Below are 19,696 nucleotides of genomic sequence, written 5' to 3'. Positions count from 1 at the left end.
GCGTCAGCAAAACGGTTCCATGAGCGGCGTGCCCTCCACCCCTCCTGACAGCAAGACACACGCTCCGGCCCGGCAGGGTGCGGCATCCGACGGCGCACTGCCCCGCGACGTGCTCGGCTACCTCTGGCGGGCGGCTCCGGCGAGCCATATCAAGCTGTTCGCCCTCGTCCTCATGCTGCTGCCCTTCAACTATGCCTCGCTGGAACTGCCGCGCCTCATTGTCAACGGCGTGACGGACGCCATCGGCGGCAAGGTTCCCCGCCTGCTGGAGCTCGACATCGGCCTGCCCGACGCATTGGGTGGCTTCGTGCTGTTCCGCTCTCAGGGCTTCGAGGTGAGCGCCTTCGGGCTGCTCGCCGGGCTCGCGCTGGTGCTGTTCGCGCTGCAGCTGATCCAGCAGCACATCACCCGCCTCATCGAGATGGCGAAGGCGCGGCTTGGCGAGCGCATCATCGTCGGCCTCAGGCGCCAGCTGTTCGATGTGATCCAGCGGCTGCGGCCGGAAGCGCCCATGAAGAGCAAGGCGCTGGAGGTGGGCAACATGATGCGGTTCGAGGTGGGGCCCATCTCCCCCTTCGCCGGCATGGCCTTCGCCCAGCCGCTGAAATCCGCCGGCCTCATCGGCTCGGCGACCCTGCTCATCTTTACCCAGAACGCGGTGCTGGGCGGCTTCGCCATCGGCATTCTCGTGCTCAACTACGTTCTGCTGGGCATCCAGCGGAAGGACAATGCCCACAAGCTGCAGGTCTACCAGCGCGAGGCGGTGGCGCTGGGCAAACGGGTGATGGCGGGCATCGACCGCCTGCCCCTTGTCCACGGCTTCGCCACCAGCCCGTTCGAGCGCGGCGCGGTGGACCATCGCCTCGGCATCGTCTCCGAGGCCAGCCTCGACCTGAAGCGGCAGAACTTCACCGACCGGGTGCTCAACCTGCTGATGTCAGACGTGCCGACACTGGTGTTCTATTCAGTGGGCGGCTGGCTGGCCTTGTCGGGCGCCATCAACATCGGCCAGCTGGTGGCAGTGGTGGCGGCCTACGGCCAGATTCCCGAGCCCCTGAAAGAGCTGATCGACTGGGACGAGAAGCGGGTCATCGCCCAGGTGCGCTACGATTTCGCTCGCTATTACCTTGAAACCCGGGAGGTCTGGCCGCAGGGCTCGCAGGAGCTGCCGCCCGGCCCGGAACCGGCCTTCGACGGCAGCCTCAAGGTGGCGGACCTCGGCGTGGTGGACCCGGCCGGCAGCGTGCTGCTGGACGGCGTGAGCTTCGAGGTACCTCCCGGCACGGCGGTGGCCCTCAAGGGCCCCGACGCCGGCGGCAAGCATGCGGTGGCCCGCGTGTGCGGCCGCGCCATCTCGCTCTACAGCGGCACCGTGCGCATGGGCGGGCACGATCTCGCCCATGTCCCGGAGGCCGTGGTGGGGCGGCACGTGGCCTATGCCGGCGGCGATCCCATCGTCATCACCGGCACGTTGCGGACCAACCTGCTGTTTGCGCTGGAGCGACGGCCCGGCCGCGCCCTGACGGAGGCCGTGGACCTCGCCGCCCTCGGCCTCGCCGACGATGTCGCGGATTTGGCGGCGCTGGACCGCAAGGCCCTTGCCGCCCTCGCCGGAGCAGGCCTCGGGGATCTCGTGGTGCGGCTCGGCCTGGAGCGGCGGCTGGATCCGGACCAGGCCCCGGCGCTGGCCGAGCGCATCGTCTCCCTGCGTGCGGCGGTCACCGATGCCGTGGCCCAGCGGCAGGCGCAAAGCGGGCGGGTGCTGATCGAGCCGTTCCGTTTCGCCGCCTTCAACCGCTGGATGACGCTGGCCGAGAACATCCTGTTCGCCACCCCGCTGAACGACACCCGTGGTGCCGCTTCCCTCCTGGCAGAGCCGGGGCTCTTGCCGTTGCTGGAGAAGGCAGGGCTTGCCTCCGACCTGATCGCGCTGGGCCGCTCCGCCCTGCGCATCCTGTCCGAGCTGGCCGGCGGTCCCGAAGATCTGGCCGGCATCGACACCAAGGGCCTGCTGCGCGCGGAGGAGATGGGTGAAGCCCGGGCGCTCGCCACCCGCATGGAGGATGCCCCCTCGCCGGACGAGCGGGCGCTGCTGTTGCGCATCGCCGGCCGCTATTGCGAGCCGCGCCACCGCTTCGGGCTTCTCGACGAGGCGTGGCAGGATCAGGCGCTGGCCGGCCGCGCCCAGCTCGCGCACCTCAAGGACGTGTCGGGCATTCCCCTCGCCCGCTATCAGCCCGACAGCTATTGCCGGGCGCTGACGGTGCGCGACAACCTGCTGTTCGGCCGCATCGCCGCCGACCGCGCCGGTGCCGCGGCGGTGGTGGACGAGATCGTCCGCGAATGCCTGGCGCTGGATGCGCTGATCGACCAGGTGGAGCGCCTCAGCCTCGATGTGGCGGTGGGGGAAGGCGGCCTGCCCCTGTCGGCGGCCGAACGCGGCAAGCTCACGCTGGCGCGCTGCCTGCTGGCTGACCCCGCCATCCTCGTCATCGACGATGCGCTGGTGCCCCTGTCCCCGGCCGAGCAGAGCCAGCTCATCGGCTCGGTGCTGGCGGGGCGGACGGGGCGCACCACCCTGGTGGTGCTGGACGCCGGCGAGCCGCTCGACCTGTTCGCGCAGGTGATCGTGCTTGCCCACGGACAGGTGGAGCGGGTGGAGGCCGGGGCGGCGCTGGCGGCCACTGGTACGTGACACGGCAAGAGATTGAGTTTCACGTAACGAAAACGCGCTAAAATGCCCGCAAGGCAGGGGGGCACCCCAGGCCCAGAACAACGAAGAATGAGCAGGGAAGAATGAGTATCGAAGACGAGGCGCGCACGCTTGCCCGCATCCCCATGTTCCGCGACCTGGAGCCGAGCCAGCTGCGTCTGCTCGCCTTCTCGGCGGCGCGACTGGATGTGGCGCCAGGCGACGTGCTGTTCGCCCAGGGCGAGGCGCCGGACGCCGCCTATGTGGTGCTTGAGGGCACCGCGGTGATCGAGGTGGCGGCGGGCGGCACCGCCCATGAGGTGGCGCGGCTCGGCCGCGACACGGTGGTGGGCGAGATGGGCGTACTCACCGGCGAGCCGCGCACCGCCACGGTACGGGCCGGCGAGCCCATGAGCGTGCTGCGCATGGAGACCGACCTGTTCCTGAATCTGTTGGACAAGACCCCGTCGCTGGCCCGCTCGGTGCTGCGCGACCTCGCCTTCCGCCTGCAGGAGACCACGCAGGCCCTGGTGAAGGCGAGAGGGTGAAGGCGAGAGGGTGAAGGCGCGCGGCTGACCCCTCCCCGGCGGCCCGACGCGCGATGTCAGCCGCGCCGGCGCAGGATCTTGAGGCGCCCCAAAAGTTCGGCCACCGCCTCCGGCGGCAAGTGGCTGATCTCTCGGGCAAGCAGGTTTGCCAGCTCCGTGGCCTGCGGGCTCAGGTCCGCCGTGTCCACCACCACGCGGGGCTGGGACAGTTCGGCGAGGCGCTGGAGATCTTCCGCCTCGTCCCAGATCACGTTGAAATACGCGATGATCCGCTGCACCAGCGCCCAGGTGGGCTTGCCCCTCTTGCCGGTTTCCAGCGCCGACAGATAGGTGGGCGTGACCCCGATGGCGCGGGCCATTTCGGTGAGAGTCACGTTCCGGTCCGCGCGCAGGTCGCGCACCCGACGTCCGAACGGCGTCATCTCATGTCCCTGCCGCCCCGCACAGCGGGGCATTTCGCGCCGAAGCTAGAGCAATTTCCGCAAACGTGTGAAGCGGTTTTGCGCTCCAGATTGCGTCAGAACAAGCAGATGGAGCAGGCATCGGGACGAGAAACGAAAGCCGGCCGATCATGAGGCGCCGGCCATGCAGGCCGCCAAACGAAAACGGCGGTGCCAGGCACCGCCGTTCAAAACTTTGATCACGCGGACTAGGGACCAGAGCCTCAGGTCCAGGAGCCGTCGTCCGAGCTGTCGTCGCTGCCCCAGTCACCGCCGTCGTCGAAGTTGACGTCCTGGGGGTCGGCGTTCCAGCCGTCGTCCTGCCCCGCGCCCTGGCTCGGATCATGACCGCCGAGCGCGTTCTGGGCGTCCTGGCCGAGATGGCCGCTGGCGGGCTCAGCCGCCGGCTTCCCGAGTTCGGCCGCCGCCGCAGTGGCCACGGGACCGGAGCCGCCGGACATCATGCCCTTGATGCCATCGAACAGCAGCGCACCACCGGCCACGCCGGCCGCAGTGGCCAACGCGCCCTGAAGGAAGCCGCCACCGCCGCCACCGCCAAAACCGCCGCGCTGCTGCGGGGGCTGCTGCCCCCACGGGCCACCCTGCTGAGGCTGGGGATAGCCTTGCTGCGGATAGCCCTGTTGGGGGTAGCCGCCGCCCTGCTGGGGATACCCCTGCTGACCGTAGCCTTGCTGACCGTAGCCCTGCTGGGCATAGCCGGGCGGAACCCCCATGGGGGCCTCGGCCGCACGGGAGCCGGCGGGCGGCACGGAACTGCGGGAGCCGCCGCCGAACAGGCCGCCAAGGAACCCGCCGCCGGCAGGACGCGACTGCGCCTCGGCGGCGCGGGCCTGGGCTTCCTGAAGCTGGGCTTCAAGATCCTGGATGTGAGCATAGGACTGCTGGAGCGCATGCTCCTGCACCAGCACGCTCTGGGCGAGGGCGTAGGTGGCATGGGGTGCCTCAGCGACGCGGCGCGCGATCAGCGCCTCGGCTTCCGCGTCACGCGGCTGGTTCGCGACACCGCGCATGCGGTCGAACAGGCCGTCGATCAGGGCACGTTCCTCGGGAGTCATATCCGTCTCCACTGGGTTGGACGACATGCATATGAGCAGCCGGCCATGGCGCAGGAAGGGCGGTGCTCCATGAAATTTTGGTAACGGCGGAGGTAGCGGAGGCGCCTACTCCGCCGCGTCCGCCGGGGAGGCCCCCGCCACCGGGCCGCCGACGCCGAAGCGCTGCTCCACATAGGTCTCCACCATCTGGCGGAACTCGTCCTGGATGTTGGCGCCGCGCAGGGTCGCCACCTTCTTGCCGTCGATGAACACCGGGGCGGACGGGGTCTCGCCGGTGCCGGGCAAGGAGATGCCAATGTCGGCGTGCTTGCTCTCGCCCGGCCCGTTCACGATGCAGCCCATGACCGCCACATTCAGGGTCTCGACGCCGGGATACTTGGCCTTCCACACCGGCATGCGGGCGCGGATCATGTCCTGCACGCCCTGCGCCAGCTCCTGGAACACGGTGGAAGTGGTGCGCCCGCAGCCGGGGCAGGCGGCCACAAGCGGCACGAAGGTGCGCAGGCCCATGGTCTGCAGGATTTCCTGCGCCACCTGCACTTCGCGGGTGCGGTCGCCATTGGGCTCGGGGGTCAGCGAGACGCGGATGGTATCGCCGATGCCGGCCTGGAGCACCACCCCCATGGCCGCCGTGGAGGCGACGATGCCCTTCGAGCCCATGCCCGCCTCGGTGAGGCCGAGATGCAGCGCATAGTCCGCGCGGCGCGACAGCTCGCCATAGACGGCGATGAGATCCTGCACCGCCGAGACTTTGGCGGACAGGATGATGCGGTTGCGGGGAAGGCCGATCTCCTCCGCCAGCCCCGCCGAGAGCAGGGCCGAGCGCACCAGCGCCTCACGGGTCACCGCGCGGGCCTCGGCCGGCTGCGGCAGCAAGGCGTTCTCGTCCATGAGGCGGGTGAGCAGCTCGCCGTCGAGGGAGCCCCAGTTGGCGCCGATGCGCACCGGCTTGTCATGGCGGATGGCGGTCTCGACGATGGCGGCGAACTGCCGGTCCTTCTTGTCGCCGAAGCCCACGTTGCCGGGATTGATGCGGTATTTGTCCAGCGCCTCGGCGCAGGCGGGATAATCGGCCAGCAGCTTGTGGCCGATGTAATGGAAGTCGCCCACCAGCGGCACGTCGATGCCCTGCGCCAGCAGCTTCTCCTTGATGTGCGGCACGGCGGCAGCGGCCTCGTTGCGGTCCACCGTGATGCGCACGATCTCCGAGCCGGCGCGGGCCAGCGCCACCACCTGGCGCACCGTGCCCTCGATGTCGGCGGTATCGGTGTTGGTCATGGACTGCACCACCACCGGCGCACCGCCGCCCACCATCACCCGGCCCACCGGCACGCCCACCGTCGGACGCCGCGCGGCAGGACCCGCCTGAAGCAGCTCGGCGGGAACCACGGGGGTGGTCGCGGTGGCGTGGGACGCAGGGGAGTTCGTGGACTGAAGGGTGGTCATGGGCATTCCATCCTCGGCAGATCGTCCGCGCGGCAACACTTCAAGGGGCACGTCCAGCCCTGATACGGGGCGGGACGGGGCGCGGACGGGTTCGAGTAGGCCCCGCGACGCCGAGCGTCAACCAGCGCCGGCGTTCCCGGCCACGACCAGCTCCCGGCAGTTGGCGCAGGTGCCCGCCACCTCCAGCACCCGCTGGCGCGGCTCGAAGCCTGCGGCCCGCGCCGCCCAGGCCAAGTCGCGTCCCACCGCGTGGGAGGCCACTTCCTTGGTCAGGCCGCAGCGCTCGCAGATGAGAAACACCACCACTTCCTCGGCATCATGGGGATGGCCGCAGGCCAGAAAGGCGTTGCGGCTCTCGATGCGGTGGGCCAACCCCTCCGCCACCAGGAAATCCAGCACCCGGTAGACCGACATGGGCGGCGTCGGTTCGCCGCCGGCGGCCAGGCGCTCCACGATCTCATAGGCGCCGAGCGGCACATGGGTCTCCGCCAGCGCCTTCATCACGCTGCGCCGCAGCGGCGTCAGGCGGAGGCCTTTCTCCGCGCAGCACTTTTCCATGCGCGCCAAGGCGCCGGCCACGCATTGGCCGTGATCATGGTCGCTGGGATGGTTGGCAGAATGGGTCACGCTCCATATCTAATACATCGATGCAGATCTCGCCATCCGCTCCCACCAACGCAGGTGTGCGGGGAACACTCCAACGTTGCGTTGCGCCGTGGAGAGGAGCGTTGCAATCTGCCGGCCACAGGTTCGCCTGTGCGCGTGACAGCATCGTCACACCGCTTCGCTAAACCGTGAGTCTCGGCCGCAGGCCGGGGCCGCGCCGCGCCTTTTTTGGGGAACAGCCATGCTCAAGGGGAAAGTCGCCGTCGTCACCGGGTCCACCAGCGGAATCGGGCTTGCCTATGCCCGGGCCTTCGCCAAGGAAGGTGCGAACATCGTCCTCAACGGCCTCGGTGACGCCGCCGCTATCGAGAAGGAGCGCACCGCGATCGAGAGCGATTTTGGCGTGAAGTGCCTCTACTCGCCCGCCAACATGCTGAAGCCCGATGAGATCGCCGGCATGGTGCAGCTGGCCGAGACCGAGCTGGGCGCGTGCGACATCCTCGTGAACAACGCCGGCATCCAGCACGTGGCGCCCATCGAGGAGTTCCCGATCGACACCTGGAACACCATCATCGCCATCAACCTGTCGGCGGCCTTCTTTGCCATGCGCGCGGCCATCCCCGGCATGAAGGCCCGCAAGTGGGGCCGCATCATCAACACCGCTTCCGCCCACGCGTTGGTGGCCTCGCCCTTCAAGTCGGCCTACGTTTCGGCCAAGCACGGCATCGCCGGCCTGACCAAGACCGCCGCGCTGGAAACCGCGACCTTCGGCATCACCGTCAACGCCATCTGCCCCGGCTACGTGTGGACGCCCCTCGTCGAGAAGCAGATCCCCGACACCGCCAAGGCCCGCGGCATGACCGAGGAGCAGGTGAAGAAGGAAGTGATCCTTGCCGCCCAGCCCACGAAGGAATTCGTGACGGTGGAGGAGGTCGCGGCCTACGCGGTGTTCCTGGCTTCCGACAACGCCCGCTCCATCACCGGCGCCATGCAGCAGATCGACGGTGGCTGGGTCGCCGAGTGAACGCGACCCAACCCGGACGCGCACCGTGAGTCGCCGCGAAGGCGCCAAGTCGGTGAGCCTCGCGCTCCAGGGGGGAGGCGCCCATGGCGCCTTCACCTGGGGCGTGCTGGACCGCCTGCTGCAGGACGAGCGCCTGGTCGTCTCCGGCATCACCGGCACCAGCGCCGGCGCCATGAATGCGGTGGTGCTGGCCTCCGGCCTCGCCAAGGGCGACCCGGAGGAGGCGCGCCACGCCTTGACCCAGTTCTGGCGCGACGTGTCCCGCGACGGGCGCATGTCGCCGCTCCAGCGCACCGCGTTCGACCGGCTGATGGGCAACTGGTCGCTGGCGCGCAACCCGGCCTATCTCGCCTTCGAGGTGGCCTCGCGCTTCTTCTCGCCTTACGACTTCAACCCACTGAACATCAATCCGCTGCGCGAGATCCTCGAAGCCCACGTGGATTTTGAAGCCCTGCGCCAGTCGCAGGTGAAGATCTTCATCTCCGCCACCAACGTCCACACCGGCCGCGCCCGCATCTTCGGCCACGACGAGATGACCGCCGACGCGGTGATGGCCTCGGCCTGCCTGCCGTTTCTGTTCCAGGCGGTGGAGATCGACGGCGTGCCCTATTGGGACGGCGGCTACATGGGCAACCCGCCTCTCTTCCCGCTCTATGAGAAGGCGGACGCGGACGACATCATCCTGGTCCAGATCAACCCGGTGATGCGCGAGACCACGCCGCGCACCGCATCTGAAATCCAGAACCGCATCAACGAAATCACCTTCAACGCCTCGCTTTTGTCCCAGCTGCGCGCCATCGACCATGCGGCCAAGCTCATCGACCAGGGCCTGCTCAGCCGCTGGACCCTGGGCGGATCGAGCTTCCGCCGGGTGCGGCTGCACCGCATCGGAGGCGAGGACCAGTTGGTGGCGCTGGACGCCACCTCGAAGATGAATGCGGAATGGACCTTCCTCCAGCACCTGCGCGACCTCGGCCGGGCGGCTGCGGAGGTCTTCCTGGAGACCCATTTCGACGATCTGGGTCGCCGCTCCACCCTGGATCTCAAGCTGGAACTGGCGGACTGACCCGGCTATCGGGCGCAGACGTGAAAAAGGCAGGCCAAAGGCCTGCCCTTCACCTTTGAAGCCTGGCTTTGGTCGGCAGCCTCAGCCGCGCGAATCCTTCTTCGCCTGCGCCACCGCCACGAACTTGGTGACCCGGCCAGCCTCGCCTGCCGCGCCGATGGGATCGATGCGGGTGCGCGCCTTGGCGCGCATGCCCTGGTTGGGGCGGGGCAGGTTGGCCGGGCGCTTGGCGCGCTTGGAATCCCGCTTCAGCTCAAGGGCACGCTGCGCATTGGCCATCAGCTCGTCCCGCGCCGCCTCGGTGGCCCGGCGGCTCGCCTCGCGCCGGGCGCGGGTGAGGGCGTCGGTCAGCACGGCAGCCTTCTGGCGGTTGCCGGAATCCGCCTTCTCGAACGTCACCTCGCCCCGGCCGCCCTTGCCGCGCAGGGCCCGGCGCTGGTTGTTGGCGATGGTGAGCGCCCGCGCGCGGCGATCGCTGAGATAGCTGACAAGGTGATGAAGATCGTCGTCAGAGAGCGCGCCCAGCACCGGGTGGCGGGCCTTTTCAACGAACTCCATTTCGTCGCCGGTCAGAAGCCGGCGCTCGTTCTTGCGCGTATGTGCCATGATGCTGGTCCTTCTCTACGGGACTGCTGGCATAATCGGGAAACGTGTAGCTATGAAGATGCTGACGCCCATGTGATGCAGCCCTGGAGGCACCTTGCCATGGCCCAGCCCGCCGAATCCGGCATTGCCGTCGGCCCCCGCCAGGCGAGGGTGGACATCGTGGTGGATGACATCACCCGCCTCGCCCTCGACGCCATCGTCAACGCGGCCAATTCCAGCCTGCTCGGCGGCGGCGGGGTGGACGGCGCGATCCACCGGGCGGCGGGGCCGGAGCTTCTCGCCCACTGCCGTACCCTCGGCGGCTGCCCGACCGGCAAGGCGCGCCTGACGCCGGGCTTTCGCCTGCCGGCGGCCCACGTCATCCACACGGTCGGACCGGTCTGGCATGGCGGCGGCGCGGGAGAGGAGGAGCTTCTCGCCTCCTGCTACCGCGAGAGCCTGAGGCTCGCGGATGGGGCGGGGCTTGCCTCCATCGCCTTCCCCGCCATCTCCACCGGCATCTATGGATTTCCCGCCGATCGCGCGGCGCCACTGGCGGTCGGCACCGTGCTGGCCCATCTTGGGGATCCCGGCAGCGTCACCCGCGTGGTGTTCTGCTGCTTTTCGCAAGAGGCCGCCGACCTTCATCATGACGCCTTCCGCGCCCACGGCATCGCCCCGTCCGCCTGAGCCCGCCCCCGACCTGCCGGTGCTCTACCGCGACGGCATGATGCTGATCATCGACAAGCCCCACGGCCTGCCGGTCCATGCCGGCCCCAAGGGCGGGGAGACGCTGGCCGACCATCTCGACGCCCTGCGCTTCGGCCTGCCCCGGGCGCCGGAGCTGGCCCACCGGCTCGACAAGGACACCTCCGGCTGCCTGGTGCTCGGCCGCCACGCCAAGGCGCTGGCATTGCTTGGAAAAATGTTCGCGAACGGGAGCGTGGGCAAGACCTATGTGGCGGTGATTGAGGGCGCGCCGGCGGAGGATGCAGGCCGCATTGACCAGCCCTTGGCCAAGCGCTCGCCCCATCGCGGCTGGTGGATGCAGGCGGTGCCCAAGGGCACGCCCGGCGCGCAGGAGGCGATTACCGACTATCGCGTGCTCCACCGCGCCGGCGGCTTCGCCGTGATGGCGCTCAGCCCGGTCACCGGCCGCACCCACCAGTTGCGGGCGCATTTGTCCAACCTCGGCCACCCCATCTTCGGAGATGCCATCTATGGCGGCGCCTCTCGCCTGCCCGGCGGGCCGAAGCTGCATCTGCATTCCCGCCGCATCGTGGTGCCGCTGAAGGCGAACGGCCCGCCGGTGGCGGCCAGCGCCCCTTTGCCGCCGCATATCTGCGAGACGCTTTCCGCGCTGGGCCTTTCACCCGACGAGATCGGTCGCGCGGCGGATGCGGTGGAATGGGGCGCCAAAAATACTTAGCGCCAAGTGTCACTAGCACGCTGCCCGGGCGCATGTTGCAGTGCATGACCCAGTTGTGAAGCCGACGCGAAGGGCGTGCGCTGGCCCGCTCCTTGCGTCATGTTAAGCTGGGTTTTCAAGCTGGCTTTGCGTGTGCCGCGTTCGGTCCGGCCGCCGGCGGGAAGAAGGGAGAGAGTGTGAGCGCACCTCGCGACGGAAAGCTCCCGCGCACGCCGGAAGGCGACGCGCGCTTCCTTCTGGCCCGCGCCGTCAACCGCGCCCGCCTCGCTTTGTTCTGGGAGCGCGCCTGGCCGGGCCTCGCCCGGGTGGGCATCGTCGCGGCCGCCTTCCTCGCCCTGTCCTTCGCCGGCCTGTGGCTCTCGGTTCCGGTGGCGGTGCGCATCGCCGGCGTGGTCGCCTTCGCCATCCTGCTGGTGCTCGCCGCCCGCCCGCTCCTGACCCTGCGCTGGCCCAGCGTGGAGGACGGCGTCGCCCGCCTCGACCGCAGAAGCGCGCTGGCCCACCGGCCCGCCACCGCCATTTCCGACAGTCTCGCCACCAAGCCCGATGATCCGGTGGGCGCCGCTTTATGGCGCGCCCACCTTGCCCGCGCGCTGGCCGCCGCCCGCACCCTACGCGCCGGCCCGCCCGAGCCCGGCCTCGCCCGGCTCGATCCCCGCGCCGTGCGGGCGCTGGCGGTGCTGGCGCTCGTCGCCACGTTCTTCATGGCGCCCGGCGCGCACCTGTCGCGCATCGGCGCCGCCTTCGACTGGAAGGCCGTGATCCCGCCCACGCCCTATCGCCTCGATGCCTGGGTCGATCCGCCGGGCTATACGGGCCGCCCGCCCGTGGTGCTGCCGGGCCTGCGCTCGGATGATCCCTCCTCCCTGAACGCCGCAGCCTTGCAGGTGCCCACCGGCAGCGTGCTGGTGGTGCGCGGCGCGGGCATCGACGCCGCCTCCCTGAAGCTGGACGGCGGTGTCTCCGAGCTGAAGCCCGAGGGCGATGCCCCCGCCACCGGCGGCGAGCGGCGCTATGTCATCAAGGAGGATGCGGACGTCACCTTCCTCGGTCCCGACCAGCGCCGCCTCATGTGGCATTTCAAGGCGCTGCCGGACCTGAAACCCTCCATCGCCTTCGCCAAGGACCCGCAGGCCGGACCGCGCAACGCCCTGGTGCTGGCCTACCGCATGGAGGACGACTACGGGGTGAAGGAAGCGGAGGCCGTGTTCGCCCCGCTGCCACCCGAGCCGCCTTTGTTCCCGCGCCCCGGTGCGACGCCGCCCAAGTTGGCGCAGCCGCTGGTGCCGCCGCCGGAGGTGAAACTCTCCCTGCCGGCCGGCGGCAAGAGCGGCGCGGCGCAGACCTCCAAGGATCTGGTCGCCCATCCCTGGGCCGGCGCCCGCGTGAGCGTGACCCTCAAGGCCCGCGACGAGGCCGGCAATGAAGGCGTGAGCGAGACCAGGACCTTGCGCCTGCCCGCGCGCACCTTCTCCAAGCCGCTCGCCCGCGCCCTGGTCGACGAGCGGCGGCGCCTCGCCTTCGATCCCGCCAACCGGCGCCGGCTCGTGGCGGTGCTCAATGCCCTCACGACCGCGCCTGAGCAGTTCACGCCGGCGGCGGGCGAATATCTCGGCCTCACCACCGCCCTCATCCGCGCCAAGACCGCCCGCAACGACGACGATCTGCGCGCGCTGGTGGACTATCTGTGGGAGGTGGCGGTCCTGATCGAGGATGGCACCCTTTCCGAGGCCGAGCGCGAGCTGAAAGCCGCGCAGGAGGCGCTGCGCGAGGCCCTGGAGCGTGGCGCCAGCGAGGAGGAGATCAAGCGCCTCACCCAGGATCTGCGCGCCGCCATGGACAAGATGATGCGCCAGCTGGCCGAGCAGGCGCAGCGCGACGGCAACATGGATGCGCGCCCGCTGGATCCCAACACCCGCATCGTGCGCCCGCAGGACCTCCAGCGCATGCTGGACCGCATCGAGAACCTCGCCCGCTCCGGCAATCGCGACGCCGCCAAGGCCCTGCTCGACGAGATGCAGGCCATGATGGAGAACATGAAGCCCGGCGGCCGCCAGCAGGCCGGGCGCCAGAACCAGCAGCAGAACGAGCTGGGCAAGATGATCCAGGAGCAGCAGCGCCTGCGCGACCGCACCTGGCGCCAGAACCGGCAGGGCCAGCAGAACGGGCAGCAGGGTCAACAGGGACAGCGCGGCCAACAGGGTCAGCAAGGTCAGCAGGGCGAGCAGGGGGAGAACGGCCAGCAGGGCGAAAACGGCTTCGGCGATCTCCAGCAGAACCAGCAGGAGCTGCGCCGCCGCCTCGGCCGCATGCTGGACGAGATGCGCCGCATGCAGCAGGGTCAACAGGGACAGCAGGGCCAGAACGGCGAGGGCAACGAGGCTATGGACCGGGCCGGCGATGCGCTGGGCCGCGCAGGCGACGCCATGCGCGAGGCCGAGGAGGCTTTGGGCCGTGGCGAAGGCCAGGGCGCGCTTGATGCCGAGGGCCGGGCTCTCCAGTCCTTGCGCCAGGGCGCGCAGGCCATGGCCGAGGGCCAGCGCGGCAACCAGGATGGTCAGGGTCCCGGCGGCCCCGGCGAGGAGGCCGCCCAGCGCACCGACCCCATGGGCCGGCCCCTGCGCAGCCAGGATTATGGCGACGACTTCACGGTGAAGGTGCCCGACGAGGTGGACGCCCAGCGCGCCCGCCGCGTGCTGGAGGAACTGCGCCGGCGCCTTGAGGAGCCGACCCGGCCGCAGCTCGAACTCGATTATCTCGATCGCCTGCTGCGCGGACTGAACTGAGGGCAGACGGTGCCGGCCGACGCAAGTGGCCGGGCCGGGCTTGTCCCGGCGTCGGCTGTGGGTGACTTCCGGGACAAGCCCGGCCATGACGGGGTGACCGCGACAGCGCCTCTTTGACGTTCCAGACGGCCGCTCAGCCCTCCACCGCTTCCACCTTCAGGGTGGCGCCATCGGCGGCCACCACCTTCACGTCCCGGCCGGCGGCGAGGTCCGGCCCCTCGATGCGCCAGACGGTGTCGTCAATGCGCACCAGCCCCACCCCTTCGACAATGGGCTCCTCCAACGTGAACACCCGTCCCACGAAGCCTTCCGGCCGCCGGTTCAGGAACGGCCTGTCGGAGGCACGCCCCGGCGCCGGAGTGATCCTGCGGCCTACCAGCACCGCGATCACCGCCAGTGCTGCGAAGGCCAGCACTTCGCTCTGCCAGCTCAGGCCTACCACGTAGGACAGGGCGCCGGTGGCCAGCGCCGCCAGGCCCAGCCACAGCAGGAAGGCCCCCGGCGCGGCGATCTCCGCTACCAGCAGCACCCCGCCCAGGATGAACCAGGCCCAGGGTCCGAGAACCGACCCAAGATCAGTGAGCATGGCGCGCCTCAGCCGTGGGCTGGGGGCGGCGTGGCGGGGCCAGTGGGCCGCCGGCTGCCGGCAAGCGGCGGGCGGGACCCCGCTGGCCCCTCGCCGCCGAACGCCGCGCGGGCGATCTCGCCGATGCCGGTGAGGGAGCCGAGGAGCGCGGTGCCCTCATAAGGCACCAGCACCACCTTCTGGTTGGGCGCGGTGCCCATGGCCTCGAACGCCTTCACGTATTTCTCGGCGATGTAATAGTTCAGTGCAGCCGGGTCGCCGCTCTCCACTGCGGCGGAGAGCATCTGCGTGGCCTTGGCGTCGGCCTCGGCCAGGCGCTCGCGCGCCTCGGCATCGCGGAAGGCGGCCTCGCGACGGCCCTCGGCCTGGAGGATCTGGCCCTGCTTCTGGCCTTCCGCCTTCAGGATCTCGGACTGGCGCTGGCCTTCGGCCTCCAGGATGATGGCGCGCTTCTCGCGCTCGGCCTTCATCTGCCGGCCCATGGCGCTGACGAGGTCCGCCGGCGGCACGATGTCCTTGATCTCCACCCGGGTGATCTTGATGCCCCAGGGCGAAGCGGCGGCATCCACCACCCGCAGCAGGCGCACGTTGATCTCGTCGCGGTGGGACAAGAGCTGGTCGAGGTCCATGGAGCCCATGACGGTGCGGATGTTGGTCATGGTCAGGGCCAGGATGGCGGTGTCGAGCCGGGCCACCTCGTAGGAGGCGCGCGCCGCGTCGAACACCTGGTAGAAGGCGACCCCGTCCACCGCGACGGTGGCGTTGTCCTTGGTGATGACCTCCTGGGTCGGCACCGGGAGCACCTGCTCCATCACGTTCACCCTGTTGCCGATGCGGTCGATGAACGGGACGATCAGGTTGAGGCCCGGCTGGAGCGTCTTGGTGTACCGGCGGAAGCGCTCCACCGTGTACTGGTAGCCCTGCGGCACCGTCTTCACCCCGGCGAAGACCACCGCCACCGCCAGCACGAGCAGGACGAGCACGAACAGGTTCGGACCGGTCAGCAGCATGAAACGCCCTTTCGCTTGGCCCTCAGGGCCGGTGTCATATGGGCATGGGCGGCCATGCCGGGCAAGAGAACGGGGAACCGGGGCAAAGGGACGACGCGCGGCGGAACGAAAGGAGACATCCGGGCCGCAGCCGATTCGGTCCGGTTGTGTTCCCCATGCGTGCCGGCTCTCGACGGCATGGCGAGGAAAGCCGTGCCGAAACGGGACGGGAGGAACAAAGGTGGTTTTCGCACCCCGCCGCGATTCGCGCCTCTTTCGTTCCCGAACGGTTCCGCCTTGTGCAGCGCCATCGTCCCGCTTCGGGACGCGAGGAGGGAGGGGGTCGCTCAGGCGGCGCGCCGGCTGGACGCATCCCGGCCGAAGCGGGAGCCGCCGAACGAGATCCGCGCAGGCCGTGGGATCAGTCCCGAACCACGGCGAAGCGCAGCAGGAGAGTGCGCTGGAGCATGCTGAAATTATCGTCGGAAACCATGGTCAGCAGTGTCTCGCCGGCGGCGTTGCGGGTCACCGCGAGCCCTTCCATGTTGTCGATCTCATAGCCCATGTCGAAGGTGCCCAGCACCTCGCCCTCCAGCCGCGCGCCCGGCTTCACGTCGGCGAGGGCGAAGCGGCGGATCTGCATCTTCACACCCGTCAGGGGCGCGAAATGGCGCTCCAGCAGATACATCTCGCCCTCGGGGCCCAGCGCGAGGTCGGTGGCGCTGAAGGGGCCGCTCTTCGCCACGGTGAAGGTGCCGGGCTTCGGCCCGCCGATGAGGAAGCCGGGCAGGTCCGCGGCGTTGTCCGCCCCCTGCTCGCCGACGGCGATCAGCGTCCCCTTCAACGCCCCGGTCGGAACATAGGCAAGGCTTTCCACGCCGAGATTCATGCGCAGGCCGCGAATCGCGAGCGCGGGCACCTGCGTGCCCTTCTGGCCCAGGGGGTCGCGCGGATAGCGCCAGATCTCGTTGACGGTCTCCATGGCCACATAGACGGCGTCGGGGGCCACAGTCACCGCCTCCACGTCGTCCCGCCCGTGGCTGGCCTGCACCCGACCCTGCCCGTCGAGCAACGCCGCGGCCTGCACGTCGGAGAATCCGGTGGGCCGGTCGCCGTTCGTGTCGAGGCGGCCGGTGAGGAACAGGCCGGCGTCGGTGATGGCGAGGAAGCGGCTGTCCTCCCCCAGCGCAAAGCCGGAAATGCCGCCGAACCCGGCAAAGTCGGAGGACAGCACCAGCCCTCCGCGGAAATCCAGGGCACCGAAGCGGCTTTTATCCTCGCCCGAGCGGAAGCTGGCGATGGGCCGGGCGGCGACCGTGATCGCCTCCGGCGTCAGCGGCAACGCCAGCGGCTTGGCCAGGAGCCCGGACGTAGCCACCACGATCACGGCGGCAAGGCCCAGCCCCGCCGCCGCGAAACCGAAGGCGAAGCGGGTGCGCCGCCTCAATGAAGCCGACCGCGCGCCGCGGCCTTGGGGGCGGCCTTCGGTTCGTCCTCGAACAGCTCGGCCAGCTTCTCGGTCATCACGCCGCCCAGTTCCTCGGCATCCACGATGGTGACGGCGCGGCGATAATAGCGCGTCACGTCATGGCCGATGCCGATGGCGATCAGCTCCACCGGCGAGCGGGTCTCGATCTCGGAGATGATGTGCCGCAGATGCCGCTCCAGATAGTTGCCGGCGTTCACGGAAAGGGTGCTGTCGTCCACCGGCGCGCCGTCGGAGATCATCATCAGGATGCGCCGGGATTCGGTGCGGGCCAGAAGGCGCTTGTGCGCCCAGTCCAACGCCTCGCCGTCGATATTCTCCTTCAGCAGGCCCTCGCGCATCATCAGGCCGAGGTTGCGACGCGCCCGCCGCCACGGGGCGTCGGCGGCCTTGTAGATGATATGGCGCAGGTCATTCAGCCGGCCGGGACCCGCCGGCTTGCCGGCGGCGAGCCACCCCTCGCGGGATTGGCCGCCCTTCCACGCCTTGGTGGTGAAGCCCAGCACCTCCACCTTCACGCCGCAGCGCTCCAGCGTGCGGGCGAGGATGTCGGCGCAGGTGGCCGCGACCGTGATGGGCCGGCCGCGCATGGAGCCGGAATTGTCGATGAGCAGCGTCACCACCGTGTCGCGGAAGTCGGTGTCGCGCTCGCGCTTGAAGGACAGGGCGGCGGTGGGATCCATGATGACGCGGGCGAGCCGCGCCGGATCGAGGACACCCTCCTCCAGGTCGAACTCCCAGGCCCGGTTCTGCTGCGCCATCAGGCGCCGCTGCAGGCGGTTGGCGAGCCGCGCCACCACGCCCTGGAGATGGGCGAGCTGCTTGTCCAGATAGGACCGCAGCCGCGTCAGCTCCTCGGGGTCGCACAGGTCCTCCGCCGTGGTCTCCTCGTCGAACTTGGTGGTGAAGGCGTGGTATTCCGGCCCGCGATTGTCGTGGGTGACGGGCGGGCGGGGCTGCCACGGCTCGGCCGGCTCCTCGCTGTCGCCCATCTCGGTGCCGTCCGGCGCCTCGGCGGGCGGGGCGGCATCGCTCTCGGCGGCGCTGTCGGGCATGTCCTCCTCGGACAGTTCGGCCTCGACCTCGGTGGCGCCCTGCTGGCTGTCGTCCTCCTTGGCGTCGCCGCTCTCGCCGCCCTCCTCCTGCGAGCCGCCTTCGCTGTCGGAATCGTCGGGCTCCTGCTCGGTGTCGAGGCCGCTCTCCTCGCCCATGTCCAGGGACGCGAGCAGATCGCGGGCGATCTCGCCGAAGCGCTTCTGGTTCTCGATGCTGTCCGACAGGCGGGCGAGGTCGGCGGAGCCGCGATCCTCGATATAGGAGCGCCACAGCTCCACGATCTTGCGCGCGTCCGGCGGCGGCGGCTCGCCGGTGAGGCGCTCGCGCACCATGAGGGCGATGGCGTCCTCGATGGGCGCTTCCGAACGCTCGGTGATGTCGGCGAAGCTGCCGCGGTGGTAGCGGTCCTGCAGCATGGCCGCGAGGTTGCGCTTCACCCCCGGCATGCGGATGCCGCCGATGGCCTCCACCCGGGCCTGCTCCACCGCCTCGAACACCGCGCGGGCGACCTCGCCCTGGGGCAGCATCTTGCGATGGACCTTGGGATCGTGGCACGCCCGGCGCAGGGCGAGGCTGTCCGCATGGCCGCGCACGATGGCGGCGTCCTGCAGGGTGAAGCGGCGGGGCGGCTCGGGCAGGCGGACCCGGTCGGGCGCCAGCGCCGGCCGCTCCGAGGCGAAGGTCACCTCGAACTCGGAGACGCCGGCGATGGCCTTGAAGCAGCCCGCCACCGCCCGCTTGAAGGGCTCGGCGGGGGCTTCCTTCGGCGCCTTTCCGGGAGTGCGGTTGGTCGGGGCCATGGCGGCGTCTCGCAAGTCAGGATGAAGGGAGCCGGGAAATCCCGGCTCAGGACAAGGCGACGTTCACGGTGCTCTCGGTCAGCTCCTGGCCGAAGCAGCGCTGGAAGAATTCGGCCACCAGCGGCCGCTCCAGCTCGTCGCACTTGTTGAGGAAGGTGACCCGCAGCGCGAAGGCGATGTCGCGGAAGATGTCCGTGTTCTCCGCCCAGGTGATCACCGTGCGCGGGCTCATGACGGTGGAGAGATCCCCGTTCATGAAGGCCTGACGGGTGAGGTCGGCCAGGCGCACCATGCGGTTCACCGTGTCGCGCCCCTCGGGGTTCTGGAAGTGCTTCGCCTTGGCGAGCACGATGTCCACTTCCTTGTCATGGGCGAGATAATTCAGCGCGGTGACGATGGACCAGCGGTCCATCTGCGCCTGGTTGATCTGCTGGGTGCCGTGATAAAGGCCGGTGGTGTCGCCGAGGCCGATGGTGTTGGCGGTGGCGAACAGCCGGAAGGCGGGGTGGGGGCGGATGACCCGGCTCTGGTCGAGCAGGGTGAGCCGGCCGGAAGATTCCAGCACGCGCTGGATCACGAACATCACATCGGGGCGGCCGGCGTCATATTCGTCGAACACCAGGGCGACGTTGTTCTGGTACGCCCAAGGCAGGATGCCGTCACGGAATTCGGTGACCTGCAGGCCGTCCTTCACCACGATCGCATCCTTGCCGATGAGGTCGATGCGCGAGATGTGGCTGTCGAGGTTGATACGCACGCAAGGCCAGTTCAGCCGCGCCGCCACCTGCTCGATGTGCGTGGACTTGCCGGTTCCATGGTATCCAGTAACCATCACCCGGCGGTTGCGGGCGAAGCCGGCGAGGATGGCGAGGGTGGTCGGCCGATCGAACAGATAATCGGGATCGAGCTCCGGCACGTGGGAGTCCGCCTCGGAGAAGGCCGGTACATCCATGTCGATGTCGATGCCGAACGTCTGGCGAACCGACACCTTCATGTCCGGGGTCGGGGCAATGGTCTGCGTGACGCTCATAACTCCTCCGTCGACGCGCGCCGCGCGCCTCTTCCCTGTGTTCGTTCCGGT

The 19,696-nt window shown here is 69.6% G+C and carries 17 protein-coding genes; 7 read left to right on the top strand and 10 right to left on the bottom strand.

What is annotated here, in order from left to right:
- Nucleotides 1-19 precede the first annotated feature (19 nt).
- Entirely contained in the window at nucleotides 20-2,695 is a 2,676-nt protein-coding gene (locus FBQ73_RS17675; RefSeq protein WP_138400792.1) for an ABC transporter ATP-binding protein, read from the top strand.
- 101 nt (nucleotides 2,696-2,796) lie between these two features.
- Nucleotides 2,797-3,240: a Crp/Fnr family transcriptional regulator gene (locus FBQ73_RS17670; protein ID WP_138400791.1), complete on the top strand. Its 444-nt coding sequence runs from the start codon at nucleotides 2,797-2,799 to the stop codon at nucleotides 3,238-3,240.
- 56 nt (nucleotides 3,241-3,296) lie between these two features.
- On the opposite strand, the gene FBQ73_RS17665 is transcribed toward FBQ73_RS17670, so the two are convergent.
- The 4 genes from FBQ73_RS17665 to FBQ73_RS17650 form a co-directional block, all read right to left on the bottom strand.
- Entirely contained in the window at nucleotides 3,297-3,662 is a 366-nt protein-coding gene (locus FBQ73_RS17665) for a helix-turn-helix domain-containing protein (protein WP_138400790.1), read from the bottom strand.
- Between the two features lie 242 nt (nucleotides 3,663-3,904).
- Nucleotides 3,905-4,756 (bottom strand): DUF2076 domain-containing protein, encoded by an 852-nt coding sequence (locus tag FBQ73_RS17660; protein WP_138400789.1) that lies wholly within the window; start codon nucleotides 4,754-4,756, stop codon nucleotides 3,905-3,907.
- A 105-nt stretch (nucleotides 4,757-4,861) separates the two neighbouring features.
- Complete coding sequence (gene ispG, locus FBQ73_RS17655; protein WP_138400788.1) at nucleotides 4,862-6,202, bottom strand: flavodoxin-dependent (E)-4-hydroxy-3-methylbut-2-enyl-diphosphate synthase; 1,341 nt, start codon at nucleotides 6,200-6,202, stop codon at nucleotides 4,862-4,864.
- A gap of 117 nt (nucleotides 6,203-6,319) precedes the next feature.
- Nucleotides 6,320-6,829 (bottom strand): Fur family transcriptional regulator, encoded by a 510-nt coding sequence (locus FBQ73_RS17650; RefSeq protein ID WP_138400787.1) that lies wholly within the window; start codon nucleotides 6,827-6,829, stop codon nucleotides 6,320-6,322.
- A 220-nt stretch (nucleotides 6,830-7,049) separates the two neighbouring features.
- Here FBQ73_RS17650 and FBQ73_RS17645 point away from each other — a divergent pair, with 220 nt between their 5' ends.
- A complete protein-coding gene (locus tag FBQ73_RS17645) occupies nucleotides 7,050-7,832 on the top strand; it encodes a 3-hydroxybutyrate dehydrogenase (protein ID WP_138400786.1) in 783 nt (260 codons plus the stop codon).
- 25 nt (nucleotides 7,833-7,857) lie between these two features.
- Entirely contained in the window at nucleotides 7,858-8,898 is a 1,041-nt protein-coding gene (locus tag FBQ73_RS17640) for a patatin-like phospholipase family protein (protein WP_138400785.1), read from the top strand.
- Nucleotides 8,899-8,979: 81 nt separating this feature from the next.
- On the opposite strand, the gene FBQ73_RS17635 is transcribed toward FBQ73_RS17640, so the two are convergent.
- On the bottom strand, nucleotides 8,980-9,504 hold the full coding sequence (locus FBQ73_RS17635) for a hypothetical protein (protein WP_138400784.1): 525 nt from the start codon (nucleotides 9,502-9,504) through the stop codon (nucleotides 8,980-8,982).
- Between the two features lie 99 nt (nucleotides 9,505-9,603).
- Here FBQ73_RS17635 and FBQ73_RS17630 point away from each other — a divergent pair, with 99 nt between their 5' ends.
- The 3 genes from FBQ73_RS17630 (at nucleotide 9,604) to FBQ73_RS17620 (ending at nucleotide 13,698) form a co-directional block, all read left to right on the top strand.
- Nucleotides 9,604-10,173 carry an O-acetyl-ADP-ribose deacetylase gene (locus tag FBQ73_RS17630; RefSeq protein WP_138400783.1) on the top strand — a complete coding sequence of 190 codons (570 nt, stop codon included), beginning with the start codon at nucleotides 9,604-9,606 and terminating at the stop codon, nucleotides 10,171-10,173.
- Nucleotides 10,133-10,912, top strand: coding sequence for an RluA family pseudouridine synthase (locus FBQ73_RS17625; RefSeq protein WP_138400782.1), 780 nt, complete (start codon nucleotides 10,133-10,135; stop codon nucleotides 10,910-10,912). The genes FBQ73_RS17630 and FBQ73_RS17625 overlap by 41 nt, the downstream gene beginning before the upstream one ends.
- A 176-nt stretch (nucleotides 10,913-11,088) precedes the next feature.
- Nucleotides 11,089-13,698: a TIGR02302 family protein gene (locus FBQ73_RS17620; RefSeq protein WP_138400781.1), complete on the top strand. Its 2,610-nt coding sequence runs from the start codon at nucleotides 11,089-11,091 to the stop codon at nucleotides 13,696-13,698.
- Nucleotides 13,699-13,831: 133 nt separating this feature from the next.
- Here FBQ73_RS17620 and FBQ73_RS17615 read toward each other — a convergent pair whose 3' ends face one another.
- The 5 genes from FBQ73_RS17615 to cobS form a co-directional block, all read right to left on the bottom strand.
- Nucleotides 13,832-14,284: an NfeD family protein gene (locus FBQ73_RS17615; protein ID WP_138400780.1), complete on the bottom strand. Its 453-nt coding sequence runs from the start codon at nucleotides 14,282-14,284 to the stop codon at nucleotides 13,832-13,834.
- A gap of 8 nt (nucleotides 14,285-14,292) precedes the next feature.
- Nucleotides 14,293-15,294, bottom strand: a complete 1,002-nt coding sequence (locus FBQ73_RS17610) for an SPFH domain-containing protein (RefSeq protein WP_138400779.1) — start codon at nucleotides 15,292-15,294, stop codon at nucleotides 14,293-14,295.
- Nucleotides 15,295-15,694: 400 nt separating this feature from the next.
- Nucleotides 15,695-16,720 (bottom strand): esterase-like activity of phytase family protein, encoded by a 1,026-nt coding sequence (locus FBQ73_RS17605; protein WP_138400778.1) that lies wholly within the window; start codon nucleotides 16,718-16,720, stop codon nucleotides 15,695-15,697.
- A complete protein-coding gene (cobT, locus tag FBQ73_RS17600; protein WP_138400777.1) occupies nucleotides 16,717-18,615 on the bottom strand; it encodes a cobaltochelatase subunit CobT in 1,899 nt (632 codons plus the stop codon). The genes FBQ73_RS17605 and cobT overlap by 4 nt, the downstream gene beginning before the upstream one ends.
- Before the next feature lie 46 nt (nucleotides 18,616-18,661).
- Nucleotides 18,662-19,645, bottom strand: a complete 984-nt coding sequence (gene cobS / locus FBQ73_RS17595; protein WP_138400776.1) for a cobaltochelatase subunit CobS — start codon at nucleotides 19,643-19,645, stop codon at nucleotides 18,662-18,664.
- Between the last annotated feature and the right edge of the window lie 51 nt (nucleotides 19,646-19,696).

The sequence above is a fragment of the Xanthobacter autotrophicus genome, from assembly GCF_005871085.1.
Classification (GTDB): Bacteria; Pseudomonadota; Alphaproteobacteria; order Rhizobiales; family Xanthobacteraceae; genus Xanthobacter; species Xanthobacter autotrophicus.
This window is presented reverse-complemented; position numbering and strand designations above follow the sequence as displayed.

What these genes read in the sequence shown, in the direction of transcription:
- FBQ73_RS17615 (WP_138400780.1), bottom strand. Translation starts at nt 14,284, where the DNA reads ATGCTCACTGATCTTGGGTCGGTTCTCGGACCCTGGGCCTGGTTCATC.
- ispG (WP_138400788.1), bottom strand. Translation starts at nt 6,202, where the DNA reads ATGACCACCCTTCAGTCCACGAACTCCCCTGCGTCCCACGCCACCGCG.
- FBQ73_RS17610 (WP_138400779.1), bottom strand. Translation starts at nt 15,294, where the DNA reads ATGCTGCTGACCGGTCCGAACCTGTTCGTGCTCGTCCTGCTCGTGCTG.
- FBQ73_RS17665 (WP_138400790.1), bottom strand. Translation starts at nt 3,662, where the DNA reads ATGACGCCGTTCGGACGTCGGGTGCGCGACCTGCGCGCGGACCGGAAC.
- FBQ73_RS17645 (WP_138400786.1), top strand. Translation starts at nt 7,050, where the DNA reads ATGCTCAAGGGGAAAGTCGCCGTCGTCACCGGGTCCACCAGCGGAATC.
- FBQ73_RS17660 (WP_138400789.1), bottom strand. Translation starts at nt 4,756, where the DNA reads ATGACTCCCGAGGAACGTGCCCTGATCGACGGCCTGTTCGACCGCATG.
- FBQ73_RS17625 (WP_138400782.1), top strand. Translation starts at nt 10,133, where the DNA reads ATGACGCCTTCCGCGCCCACGGCATCGCCCCGTCCGCCTGAGCCCGCC.
- cobS (WP_138400776.1), bottom strand. Translation starts at nt 19,645, where the DNA reads ATGAGCGTCACGCAGACCATTGCCCCGACCCCGGACATGAAGGTGTCG.
- cobT (WP_138400777.1), bottom strand. Translation starts at nt 18,615, where the DNA reads ATGGCCCCGACCAACCGCACTCCCGGAAAGGCGCCGAAGGAAGCCCCC.
- FBQ73_RS17670 (WP_138400791.1), top strand. Translation starts at nt 2,797, where the DNA reads ATGAGTATCGAAGACGAGGCGCGCACGCTTGCCCGCATCCCCATGTTC.
- FBQ73_RS17630 (WP_138400783.1), top strand. Translation starts at nt 9,604, where the DNA reads ATGGCCCAGCCCGCCGAATCCGGCATTGCCGTCGGCCCCCGCCAGGCG.
- FBQ73_RS17675 (WP_138400792.1), top strand. Translation starts at nt 20, where the DNA reads ATGAGCGGCGTGCCCTCCACCCCTCCTGACAGCAAGACACACGCTCCG.
- FBQ73_RS17635 (WP_138400784.1), bottom strand. Translation starts at nt 9,504, where the DNA reads ATGGCACATACGCGCAAGAACGAGCGCCGGCTTCTGACCGGCGACGAA.